Genomic DNA, 12,471 nt, shown 5'->3' with positions numbered 1-12,471 from the left:
AACCCTTGAAGACCCGGTTGAAGAATGTTGCCTCTATAGCGAACAGGTATATTAAAGTCGATTTTTTCTAGACGTGCTCACAGTTTGCGTGAAAATATCCAGATAATATCTGTTGTGGGGTAAGCCGCTCTACGGCACCTCAGCGTTTTCGAGATAGTGATCAAAAAATCGAATGGTCCAGCTGTATGCTGTCAGCCAGTCTTGCTGCCGAAGAAATTCGTGTCGTTCACCTGGGAATATATGATCCTCGTGCGTTACACTTGCCGCAGTTAATGCCTTGGACAGCAACACTGATTGCTCAAATTCCACGTCATGATCGTCATCTCCGTGGACAAGCAGGACCGGCGCGCGCCAGTGCGCGATATCTGCCAGAGGGGAGGACCGCCATTCCGTTTCATGTTGTTTGCGGTTTTCTTCAGGGGACAGACCGGGATGATCTGGCTCTGTCATGTCATGGACGCCATGGAAGTCTGCACCGGCAGCGAACAAACCACTATCGCGGGCCAGTGCTAATCCGACAAGATAGCCACCCCAGCTTCCGCCCCAGATCCCGATATGCTTCGGCGCTACGTCTGGTCTTGCTCGCAGATACTGCGCGGCGGCACGGACATCCTGGTATTCGCTGGCTCCCGCGCTCCCTATTTTGTCGGCCTCACGAAACGCCTGTCCATAGCCCGTACCGCTGCGATAGTTCACGGACAACACGACGTAACCGTGTGATGCGAGTGTCTGGTTCATCATGTAGGCGTTGGAATAGTATCCCATGGCATTGAAAGCCGGAATCATCTGCCGATTGGGTCCGCCGTGGACGAACACTAGCGCCGAATGGGGGCCATGCATTTCAGTCGGCGGAAGGAAAAGCTGACCGTGGATGTTGGTTCCATCTTCGCTCCGAAACAGCACACTTTGCGGGGCAACGAAGTTGGTATCTTTAGGGAGTGTCGGCGTTACCGGCGCTCTCCATTGTCCCTCGTGGCGAAGGATAGGGTGAGCCGTCTGGGTGGCGCTTGTGACCATCACTGCCAGGTCCTCGCCAGCCATAGCAAGCGAGCCTGCTTCTTCTGTTGCATCCGTCATAGCTGCTGCATTCCCGTCCAACGGCTTGGACCATACGCGCCAGTGATCGAGCTCCCCGACATTTGAGGTGTAGAAAAGCGATTTACCGTCAGGTGACAGGAGGTAGGACGAAACCTCGGCTTGTTCAGGGGTTAAACATTGTGGCGTTGTGGCGCCAGCAGCAGAAATGGCGCAGATCCGAAGCCAACCGCTTCCCTCCCAAGGAAACAGGATGCGCCCGTCTGGCGTCCATGTCAGATCAAGGTCGTCTGCTGCCCAAAACCTGCTTCCAGGCCCTTTTGGTGGTGTCCAGAGCAGTTGTTCTGCACCGCTTGTCAGGTCGTAGCTATGGAGGGACCAGAACTGGCCGTTTTCTGGACGCGTCAGTAATGGAGGTTGCTGTACACGGACGAAAGCAAGATGCTTGCCGTCAGGCGAGAATGTGGGTAGCCGGTCGAACCCTAAACCTGGCGGAATAAAGCTGAGAACGCTGTGCTTCGTGTCCCATAATCCAATCATGCCGTGTGAACCACGATTGATCTCCAATGCGACAAACGTGCCATCCGCGGACCAATGAAGGGCCGTGATCGTTCCGTCCGTAGTCATGACCGTCCGGGCAGAAGAACCGGTCGCCCCCAGCAGCAGAGTGCCTCCTTGTGCAAAAGCGATTTGCTGCCCGTTGGGAGAGAACTCTGGAAGATAGCCTTGGCCTGAAATGGTGTTTTGTTTGCCATCGCGAACGACATGGACTGTGGCCGTAGGGCGATAGGCGGCATTATCCGGGTTGGGAGCAGGGGCTGTGAGGGCTTCTGGATCGCCGCCTTCTACATAAGCCAAGGCCTTGCCATCCGGTGTGAGAGCTAGGCCCCAAAGGGGGGTTCCGTCATCCTTTACGTAGGTTGTNTTGTGCAAAAGCGATTTGCTGCCCGTTGGGAGAGAACTCTGGAAGATAGCCTTGGCCTGAAATGGTGTTTTGTTTGCCATCGCGAACGACATGGACTGTGGCCGTAGGGCGATAGGCGGCATTATCCGGGTTGGGAGCAGGGGCTGTGAGGGCTTCTGGATCGCCGCCTTCTACATAAGCCAAGGCCTTGCCATCCGGTGTGAGAGCTAGGCCCCAAAGGGGGGTTCCGTCATCCTTTACGTAGGTTGTGGCCTGATGGGGAGCGTTCCCGGCATCCGAGATCATGACGTTACGCACGCCCTTGCGTTGTTCTACCCATGCCAGACGTTGCGCGTGCTTTGCTCCCACCATATTCGTCGCAAATGGCATCGCCATTAGGTTGGAAAGGCGTGACTGCGTCGATGCGTCGTCCTGAGCGTGGGCTGTCCAGGATGTGCATGAGAGAAGTGACAAGACCAACGCGCATGTACGGCTATGGGGCATGGTAATCTTCATTGAACCGTTCCTGAAACAGTGCCTGCGTTTGAAAGCGCGCTAAAAATCTCTTCTTCGACATTGGTAAAAGACGTTATTTTTCCTGGCTTTTCTTTGCCGTCCTCAGGAAAACCATCGGCAATGAACAGATAGCCATCGCGCGTCGCTGGATTGAGCCAGAACCCGGACCTCAGGCCGTAAGCATCCCCAAGGTGCCCAACCATGCCACCTTGGTAGCCACGCCATGGGGTTGTCGGGTGCCCTGATGGGTCGCGCGCGCCGGTCAACTGGATGATCGCCAAACCGTAGCTTGCGATGGGATAAGGTCCTTCGCCATTATGACCATCGTAATGCCAGCCTGAATGCAGCATCGTCTGAAGCGATTGGGAGGAAAGGACTTTCACTCCCTGAAGCGTTCCGTTTCCGAACACGAACTGCGACAGACGATAGAGACCATCAAGGGAAATACGGAGGCCACCTTGCGGCGAAAAGATCGTGGCGTTCGTGCCGATCTGGTACTGGGCGGAGGCTTCTGGGGCGAAATGCGTGTCACTATCTTTGGCGGCTTCGTAGCCGGTGGCCGTATGATGATAGAGCGTTGCGAGACGTTCAGGATGGGAAAGAAGCGCCGGGTCATAGCCGCCATCAATACCAAGTGGCGTTAGCACGTGCTTTTGCTGGTAAAGATCGAAGCGCTCTCCGCTCACCCGCTCAATCATAGTGCCGATCAAGCCGTAACACAGATTACAATAGCTGAACCATGACCCCGGCTTCCGTCCGGGCAGGAAGTGGTAGTTTGCGGCTCCCGGGCGGCGGGACGCATCGAAAAATTCTGAAACGGTGCGATCTGCGGGTATTACATAGTCGTCTGCGTCTGCGATGCTTGCCGTATGGCTGAGCAACATGCGTGTTGTAATCGGTGTATCTGGAAAATCAGGGTTCCGAAGCTGGAAGCCAAGGTACTTGGAGGCATCGGCGTCCAAATCGATCCGCCCTTGATCCACCAGTTGCATCAGACCGATCGTCGTAACGAATTTCGAGACAGACGCGATCCGAAACAGCGTGTCTGAATGGACGGGGGTGACGTCAGCGCCATTTTTGCGCGCAAAACCGCCCACATATCGGTAGGACACGGCACCATTATGGATGCGCAGTGCGGCGAGTGCTGCCAGCGGGCGGGCCTCTCCATTTGTTAACGTGTGCGTCAGCAGTGCGTCTGTGGCAGCAGGGGGAACGGCATATGCTGTGCCAGCGCTTGCCATAAGCAGGAATGCAGAAAGTCGACGACGTGGGTGTGCATTCATTTCTGAACTCCATCGGTATGAACGGCGGCGACTAATTGCGCGATCCGCGCTGCTGAACCGGCAGCAAGTGTGAAGCCGAGCGCGCCATGACCTACATTGAGCAGAAGGTTGTCACATTTGCTCCGGCCGATAATGGGGACACCCGTGGGAGTGGCAGGTCGTAGACCGGCCCATGGAGAGTCAGGGCTATGATCTGTGTTTGCCTGCGGGAGCGTTTGCCGAACAAGCGCGCGCAGCGATGCGAGACGCTTTGGGTTAAGAGACGTATCTTCCGCCCCGATATCGACCATCGCGGCAACACGCAGTGCGTCGCCAAGTCGTGCATAGACTACTCGGTTGTCGTAGTCGGTAACGCTAACAGACGGTAGCGTCTCGGGTGAGGGGCTGAGTGTAAGGCTGTAACCCTTCAGGCCATAGAGTGGCAGATGGATGCCCAGCGAGGCAGCGAGTTTGCGTGAGTTCAGGCCCGCAGCAAGGACAATCTGATCTGCTTCAAGATGTCGGCCGCCGACAATCAGCATGCATGTGTTGTTCTTATCACGTCCGAGCGTGGCTTTTTCCTGAAGGTATTGAAATCCAGGTGCGTCCAGAAGCGCTGTCTTTAAGGCCTTGCAGAAGAGGTGGCTGTCCGCGACCTCATCTTCGGGGGAAAAAATGCCTCCTGCAAGATCTGGTGTCAGGTGAGCGAAAGCTGGCTCTATCTCAGCACATTCTGCAGGAGAAAGGGCCCGTTCCAAGGTTGTGTTCTGTATTCCTGATACGGCTTTCCTGAAAACGGCTTCATTCCGATAGAGGACAAGCTTTCCTGGTTGACGCCAAAGGAAACCTTTCAATCCCTCTTCGCGCCATATTTCCATCTCGGCCTGTCCTTCCAAGCCCAGTTGTAAAAGCACTTTTGCATTTCGACGGTTTGTTGTGCGAGTGCAGGCGGAGAGAAAGGACAGCATCCAGCGCCACTGTTTCGGATCGGCCCTAAGACGAAGGGAGACCGGAGACCCGGATTTCAGCATCCAGCGCAGCGCCTGACGCAGAATACCAGCATCAGCTAGAGGGGTGACGTAGCGGTAGCTGAGCTGGCCGCCATTGGCATAGCTTGCTCCTAGGCCGACATCTGCGTTCTGTTCGATCAGAGTTACGCGATGGCCCGCTCGGATGAGGGCATACGCCGTCGAAAGCCCGATGACGCCACCGCCGATAACCGCAATATGCTGTTTCACGGGTGTGCCTCTCCGTGCGCTGTCTCTACTTTACGGGGGTGGAGGTCCTGTGCATCAAAACTGAAATCAGACCCTAAAAGCTGCATCTTCATACCCGTCACTTTGCCCGTGACATCGCGTTCAAACTGGACATACGCGTCATCTTCGCTGTCTTCCTCGCGGTTATCCCAGCGTACGACGAACAGGTCATGCGGAAGAGCCTTTAAGGTCCCCGCCAGGCCATCGGCCTTGGAAAATATTAGCCGTAGGTCTTGACCGCGCTCAGTGACGGAGATTGGTCCGCGCCAGTTATCCAGATAGTCGCCCATATAGTCCTGTCGCTGTGGCGTCTGGAGTGTCACGAAAGGACGAGCAGGCGATCCGGGGCCAGTTGAGGTTGCAACTGCGCTCTCGTGCGCTTTTGCTTCGTCTTCCTCGTGTTTCCAGTAACTGATCCAGTCAGCACTGTGACCGGTTGCGATGCGCGCGCTCAATGTGGTCGCCAGGGCGTAGGTTGCATTGTGGTCATCATGATTGGTTAGGATCACAACGGCACTTTTCAGTTCCGGCAGGAACGTGACGTAACTGACCATCCCTCCGATCGTGCCGGTATGCCAGACGCGCTTGTGCCCGAAGAAGTCCTCCATGAACCACCCGTAGCCATAGGCGCGAAAATGCGTTCCGGTTAAAGCCGCCATGTCTGGCAAGGGAAGGAGAGCATGGGGCGCCCAAAGCTTGTCGCGGCTCTCGCTGCTGAAAATGCGCTTTCCCTCTGGCGTTTGTCCTCCTCCAAGATAGATCTGAGCCCAACGCGCCATTCCTTCTGCGCTACACCATATGCTGCCCGCCGGACCGACAGCAGGAAAACGGCGAGCTGCTTTTTCGGGGAGGGGGCCGTGATCTCCTTGGCCGGTCGCAACGTCTGTCTCGCCCTTATATGGTGGTGTTGACTGACATGCTGCCAGCCCGGATGCGTCGATGAGGCGGGTCTGGACGACATCTTCCCAGGTATGGCCTGTTACCCGTTCCACAAGCGCCCCAGCCACGACATAGAGCAGATTGTTGTAGGCGTACTCCTTCCGGAAAGGAGCCGTAAAAGGCATATATACAAGCCCGGCCAAAACGTCTTTGCGGGTGAATGTGCTGTGGGAGAAGAGCATCAGGTCTCCCGCGCCAAGACCCATGCCGCTGTGGTGAGTCAGCAGGTCTGAGACACGGAAATCGCGTGTAATCCATGGGTCCGAAACACGAAATTCCGGCAGGTGATCAATCACACGATCATCCCACTTCAGCTTTCCGGCATCCACAAGCTGGGCCAGAGCAGTGGCCGTGAATTCCTTTGTATTCGACCCAATGGCAAACAGGGTGCTGCTATCTACAGGCGCGCTATGGACATCCTCCGCGCGGCGTCCGTAACCGCGGTTGAAAACGATTTTTCCATCCTGCACGACAGCGACAGCAATACCAGGCACGTCAAAAGCCTTACGTGCCTGCTCTACAGTTGCATCGATATATGGAGCCGTTAACCCAGACGGTAGCTCTGCGGCTTGAACTTTATACGCCGGACGGAGCATCAGCGCCCCTGCGAGAAGAGCAGTTCCATACAGGGCGCGACGCTTGTTCATAACGGCTCGAAAACTCTCATCTTATATTGGTCCAGAAACGAACCTCTGTGTCAGATAAGAGAAATAAAGCATGGAATCAGGGGAGTGTCCCGTGACGAGATATACGTAGGTGATAACCTAAGGCTAAACCATTGCTTCCAAATCCTGCAGATCTTTGTCGAGTTCGTGCCTTAAAAGGCCGAGAATATCGCGCGAAATATGTGAAAGAGCATAATCCGCGCGGTAAAGGACTGTGCATTTGATGCTGAGAGGGGGAGAGAGTGTGCAAGGGCGGGGAAGCCCCGGATGATGAAGGACTGTCAGAGCATCTACGATAGCGCAACCAACGCCTAATCGAACGAGTTCTGCCGCCATGAAATGCGTCCGCACTCGAATGGCGGGGGTTGCGGATATGCCTGCCTCGTCAAGTGCCATATCAAGCAGGTCAGCAGTCGGATCTTTCTCGGACAGGCCGAGATAACGGTTCTGATCAATATCTGTCAGTGCTACGGGGCCTTGATCCTTCTCTTTATCGATCAAAACCAAGGGAATGTCGCCAATGTGCTGGGCCGTCAGGCCTTCTCGTGAGTAGTTGCCAAATACAACGCCAAGATCGAGATCATGGTTGAAAATTCGTGAGACGATCTCTGAGCCATGCAGTGCATCAATCGTGACCTCTGTATCGGGATGATCAGCACAATAACTGCGGACCACACGGGGGATGAGGCTCAGGCCCAGGCTTGGCACGCACCCGATACTGATGGAATGCCCTGCCCGGGCATAGCGCAGGTTATGGGTGAGGCGCCGCAGGTCGGAAAGTTTGCCGAAAATGGCATTCACATGAGGAAGCATGATCTGCGCTTCCCGCGTGGGGACAAGTCGACCACCTTTGCGCTCGAATAATGCGAAACCAAGAGAATGTTCAGCATAACGGAGAACCTTGCTGGCCGCCGGCTGCGAAACATTCAGGACTTCTGCGGCTTTTCGGAGCGATCCCGTCGTCATGATCGCATAGAAGACTTCGATCTGACGTAATCTCACGGTGTATATTCTCCTGAGCGCAAACGAGTAACGGTATTAACCCACTGACTGGTAAGAGGGCCTTCATATCTCTCTTACAGTCATTTGGGAAATATTGCGCAAGGAGGGCATTTTTTGATCGGAAAAGCTTAATGCTAGGATCTCGCGGGTATTTTTCGGTCTTGCGAAGCCTCGGTGACGACGACGAGTTAACCTCAGTCTATCAGCTACGAAAATAAAGCAATATGGACGCGCAACATATCGGACACGTAACGTAACTTAATCAAAGTCTTTCCAGGAGTGCGGCGGATGTGTGTTGTGAAATCGTCAGGTAAGCTGAGAAGAAGATCTCGTTATCTGTTCACGACGAGCATCCTCAGCATGGCTGTTGCAAGTGTGGTGTCTACGGGCGCGGATGCTGCAACGAAGTCGGACCATACTACGAAGGCCCGTCCTTCGTCGCCGCGAGCCGTATCCCAGGTCGCTTCAAAGCCTCAGCGACATCATACGGTTGAAGGTGCTGATCCGGAATCGATTTCGGTTAGTGTGTCCCGTGTACGGAGTCACGGGCCTGAAGTGGCTGTTACGCGTAAAGTCATGGACAGGTTTGTTGAAGGCACAAACCCCATGCAGATCCTCGCGATGACTACGCCGGGTGCGAATTTCACCTCGACCGACGCCTTTGGTCTCGATACCTACGGCAACACGTTCTATGTGCGCGGATTTACCCAGATGCAGATCGGCGCAACGCTTGATGGCATACCATTGGGGACGCAGGGTTTCGCCAATAATAACGGTGTCTCAATCACACAGGCGATGATCCAGGATGATGTTGGCGGCATGACAATGTCGCAGGGCGCCGGGGCGCTGGATTCATTTTCTGCTCAGAACCTTGGCGGCGCCATGACGTACACGTCCTCTGATCCGAAGGACAAGGCAGGCGGCAAGATCAGCCAGACGTTTGGTAGCTACAATGCCTACCGAACGTATGTTCGTGCAGACAGCGGTATCCTGAACCCTACGGGCACAAAATTCTATGCCTCTTTTGCGCGCACTGACACGGACATGTGGAAAGGGGCAGGGGGACAAAGCGAATTACAGGCTGATGCCAAGATTGTTCAGCCTGTGGGCGAGCACGGAAAGCTCACGGGGTTCTTTGGTTACGGCAATTTCCAGCAGATGAATTATCTGACGCTCACCAAAAACATGTGGCGGCAGATGGGACGCGATACGACCTATCTGAAGCCGGACTACGAGAAGGCCAAACAGTGGGCCTATTACGCTCAGTACACGTCGGATGTTCCACCGGGTTATGAGGGGAAACTGTCCAATGATGAGATTGGTGATTATGCGTGGGACGCCTCTCAGGTGCAGAGAACCTATCTTTCGGCCGTGACGGGGCATTTCGATCTCTCCGAAAAAATTCACTCGGACACGGTGGCATATGGAAATGTCAGCAGTGGTCTGTATGGCGGAACCAATAACTTTGTGACATCGCCGAGCTATGGCACGCCCTCGTTGCAGGCGGACGGTTCGGTCACGGGAGTTCCCATGGCGCTGGGCATGTCACATGCCGATATGCGCCGACTGGGCTTCACACAGAAGTTCTCGTATGAAGCCCCGCATGACAACTATATTGAAAGTGGCGTCTGGTATGAAAATAGCCGCTGGATATATGATTCCATGCTCTATGAAGACGGTCTGACAACTGGTCATAATCCGCTGTCCGGGTTCAAAAAAGGGACCGGCAGCACATGGTATAATGACGCCTATAATACCAACACGTTTCAGTTCTTCCTCCAGGATCGCTGGAAGATCATGCCTGGCATGACGCTGCTTGCCGGTTTCAAGTCACTGACACAAACGACCCATGGCGGTACAAAAAACGATTATACAGATCAACTCGCTGCTGAAGGGTGGAACACGTATTATCGTCATGCAGCAAGTGGTACGCTGACAGCGTCAGGTGCATTCCTGCCTCATTTCAATTTTGATTATCATTTCCTCGATCATCATGAAATTTACTGGGATATCGCCGAAAACCTGCGTGCCTACGACTACTATTCACAGACGTCCAGCGCGACGCCGTGGGGTGGTCTGGGCAATTCGTCTCAGTCTGCTCAATCCGTGTTCGATGCAAATAAAAAGGTCATCAAGCCTGAGAGAACTTGGAATTATATCGTGGGATATCGATATGATTCCCGCTTTTTCTCGGGTAGTGCAGATTTTTACCATACCGATTACTATAATCGACTGGCATCTATCACGGAGGGTAGCACTGCGACCGCACACAGCGCTTATCTGAACGTTGGGCGGGAGACCATGAATGGTGCTGACGCAGTCGCCACGATCCGCCCGTTTCGTGGGCTGGAAATTACGAACAGCTTTAGCTGGAACGACGCCGAGTATCAGACGTCTTCAATTAATTATAGCGGTCGCACATATAGCCTGAAGGGTAAGCATCAGGTCTATTATCCAAAATTCATGTATAAGGCGAATTTGAATTATACATGGCATCGGGCAATGTTTAACTTCAACGTCAATTACGTTGGTGCGCGTCCGATGACCTACCTCAACGACCAGTATGTTCCGTCTTATTGGCAGGCAAATCTTAATCTGGCTTATAATTTCGGCAAAGTTGGCTTTGCACAGAATTTAAAAGCCACCTTCGGTATCACCAACCTGTTTGACACTAACTACATCGGCGGAATTTACGGGGCGGCATCAGTCTCAGGCGACAATAACGCCAATCTCTTCGTCGCAGCGCCGCGTCAATATTTCGGCACAGTCTCTGCTGAGTTCTGACGTGACATGATGGTGCGGTGCAATCGGGTGTAATATACATGCCACCCGCACCGTGCGCGTCCTTTATTCTTGGAACGATTATGAAAAAAATTCTTATGGTGTCGGCTTGTGTGCTGGCTTTCTCGCAGTCTGCTCTGGCCCAGCAGGCTGACGGCTCAGTTTACACGGACATGCCGGCTGAATTTCATATTTCCGATGCCAGTTTCGATTATACGCGTCGAGACGTCATGATTCCGATGCGGGACGGCGTGAAACTACACACCGTTATCCTCGTTCCAAAAGGCGCGCAAAACGCTGGAATGCTGATGACGCGTACTCCTTACAATGCTGCGCATATGGCATCGCTCGGCTCAAGCAATCATCTGGCGTCGATCCTGCCCGGTTATGACAACATGCCGGATGTCATAACCGAGGGCGGATATATTCGGGTTCTTCAGGATATTCGTGGAAAATACGGTTCTGAAGGTGCTTTTGTCATGAACCGCCCGATGCGGGGCGCACTGAATGGCACGGACGTCGATGAGAGTACCGATACCTGGGATACTATCGAATGGCTGACTCATAACGTTCCGCAAAGTAACGGGAAGGTCGGCATTCTCGGGGTGTCCTATGACGGATACACGGCTATCACAGCTCTGTTCCATCCTCATCCCGCATTGAAGGTGTCTGTGCCGATGAACCCGATGGTTGATGGCTGGATGGGCGACGACTGGTTCCATAACGGTGCGTTTCGTGAGGAAATGCTGCCCTACATTTACGACCAGGGAGCTACTCGGAAAAACACTGTCGAATGGTGGAATAGCGCTTATGATTCATACACGCTCTTTCTGAACGGTGTTTCCGCTGGGGCTGTTGGTAAGTCACGCGGTATGGATCAAATTGGCTTTTTCAAGCAGATTTTGGCTCATCCCGCGTATGATTCATGGTGGCAGTTGCAGGCGCTTGACCGACTTCTACCTAAAGAGGGTCTGAAAGTTCCGACGATGCTGGTTCACAGCCTCTGGGATCAGGAAGACAACTATGGCGCTATCGCGATGTACGACGCGTTGCGTAAGAATTCCGATGCACGATCCAATCTTTGGCTGGCAATAGGCCCGTGGAATCACGGGGGCGAAATTCATGCCGCCAGTACGCTAGGGGCAGTGGATCTTCATTCCGATACCGGGCTGTACTTTCGGAAACATGTCCTGAGTCCGTTCCTTGCGCATTATCTCAAGGATGGAACAGTCCCGTTACCCGCGCGTGTGACGGCTTATCGGTCAGGCGAGAACGAGTGGGAGATTATGGATGCTCTTCCTTCGCCGGATTGTGACAGCCGATGCTCGATCCTGCATTTCCAGCCTGATCATGGACTTGCCTTTGGCAAGCCTCCGGTTAATGCGGGGCAACTGAGTTATGTTTCTGATCCTGAACATCCAGTGTCCTATGTTTCCCGTCCTGTCATCTCAAAAGGGCAGGCAGGCTCCGAATGGCGCTGGTGGCTGGCGACGGATCAGCGTAACGCTGCTGCGCGGTCCGATGTTCTGTCTCTGACGTCTGACGTTCTGACGAAGCCATTCACGATAACGGGTCAGCCGTTGATGCATCTGACTGCCGCCACGACAGGAACGGACGGCGATTTTGTTGTGAAGCTGATTGACGTTTACCCAGATGAAGTGGCTCAACAGTCTTCCATGGGTGGTTACCAGCTCATGGTTTCTGGAAATATTCTTCGCGGGCGGTATCGGAAAAGTTTTGAGCACCCCGAAGCGATCCCTGCGAATGTGAAGCAGGTTTATCCAGTGCGCTTGCCGATGGTCAATCATACGTTTCTACCGGGACACCGGATTATGATACAGGTCCAGTCGAGTTGGTTTCCGCTGTATGATCGAAACCCTCAGACTTACGTAGAAAATATCATGCTCGCGCCGAAAGAGGCTTATAAACCTGCGACGATTTCGGTGGATGTTGCGGGGAGCTGGTTGGAGCTCCATGGTGGCACAAAACCAGCCTTGTGAATGACAGAATGCTATTTCCCTGTCGCTAAAGCAGGGGAGTAGCGTCTATGCATCTACACAAGAGCAACGAGTACTTCTAGTTTGACACCGCGATATTTCTTGATGTGATCA

7 protein-coding genes are annotated in these 12,471 nt (G+C 53.9%); 2 read left to right on the top strand and 5 right to left on the bottom strand.

Going from position 1 to position 12,471, the window contains the following annotated elements; genetic code table 11:
• Positions 1–129: 129 nt before the first annotated feature.
• From KP707_RS10520 to KP707_RS10500, 5 genes are all read right to left on the bottom strand, one after another.
• Complete coding sequence (locus KP707_RS10520) at positions 130–1,893, bottom strand: prolyl oligopeptidase family serine peptidase (protein WP_252348850.1); 1,764 nt, start codon at positions 1,891–1,893, stop codon at positions 130–132.
• Between the two features lie 558 nt (positions 1,894–2,451).
• Positions 2,452–3,738 carry a serine hydrolase gene (locus tag KP707_RS10515; RefSeq protein ID WP_211502920.1) on the bottom strand — a complete coding sequence of 429 codons (1,287 nt, stop codon included), beginning with the start codon at positions 3,736–3,738 and terminating at the stop codon, positions 2,452–2,454.
• A complete protein-coding gene (locus tag KP707_RS10510) occupies positions 3,735–4,955 on the bottom strand; it encodes an FAD-dependent oxidoreductase (RefSeq protein WP_215751603.1) in 1,221 nt (406 codons plus the stop codon). The genes KP707_RS10515 and KP707_RS10510 overlap by 4 nt, the downstream gene beginning before the upstream one ends.
• Positions 4,952–6,559 carry a serine hydrolase gene (locus KP707_RS10505; protein WP_211502922.1) on the bottom strand — a complete coding sequence of 536 codons (1,608 nt, stop codon included), beginning with the start codon at positions 6,557–6,559 and terminating at the stop codon, positions 4,952–4,954. The genes KP707_RS10510 and KP707_RS10505 overlap by 4 nt, the downstream gene beginning before the upstream one ends.
• Positions 6,560–6,682: 123 nt before the next feature.
• Positions 6,683–7,579, bottom strand: a complete 897-nt coding sequence (locus KP707_RS10500) for a LysR family transcriptional regulator (protein ID WP_099212769.1) — start codon at positions 7,577–7,579, stop codon at positions 6,683–6,685.
• Positions 7,580–7,939: 360 nt separating this feature from the next.
• On the opposite strand from KP707_RS10500, the gene KP707_RS10495 reads away from it, so the two are divergent.
• Together KP707_RS10495 and KP707_RS10490 are read left to right on the top strand one after the other, a co-directional pair.
• On the top strand, positions 7,940–10,363 hold the full coding sequence (locus KP707_RS10495; protein ID WP_338085321.1) for a TonB-dependent receptor domain-containing protein: 2,424 nt from the start codon (positions 7,940–7,942) through the stop codon (positions 10,361–10,363).
• A gap of 80 nt (positions 10,364–10,443) precedes the next feature.
• Positions 10,444–12,360 (top strand): CocE/NonD family hydrolase, encoded by a 1,917-nt coding sequence (locus KP707_RS10490; protein ID WP_211502923.1) that lies wholly within the window; start codon positions 10,444–10,446, stop codon positions 12,358–12,360.
• The last annotated feature ends 111 nt before the right edge of the window (positions 12,361–12,471 follow it).

The sequence above is a fragment of the Gluconobacter sp. P5E10 genome, from assembly GCF_018812145.1.
Lineage (GTDB): Bacteria > Pseudomonadota > Alphaproteobacteria > Acetobacterales > Acetobacteraceae > Gluconobacter > Gluconobacter cerinus.
The sequence above is the reverse complement of the archived record's forward strand: the minus strand, read 5'-3'. Positions and strand labels throughout refer to the sequence as shown.

What these genes read in the sequence shown, in the direction of transcription:
- KP707_RS10515 (WP_211502920.1), bottom strand. Translation starts at nt 3,738, where the DNA reads ATGAATGCACACCCACGTCGTCGACTTTCTGCATTCCTGCTTATGGCA.
- KP707_RS10505 (WP_211502922.1), bottom strand. Translation starts at nt 6,559, where the DNA reads ATGAACAAGCGTCGCGCCCTGTATGGAACTGCTCTTCTCGCAGGGGCG.
- KP707_RS10495 (WP_338085321.1), top strand. Translation starts at nt 7,940, where the DNA reads ATGGCTGTTGCAAGTGTGGTGTCTACGGGCGCGGATGCTGCAACGAAG.
- KP707_RS10490 (WP_211502923.1), top strand. Translation starts at nt 10,444, where the DNA reads ATGAAAAAAATTCTTATGGTGTCGGCTTGTGTGCTGGCTTTCTCGCAG.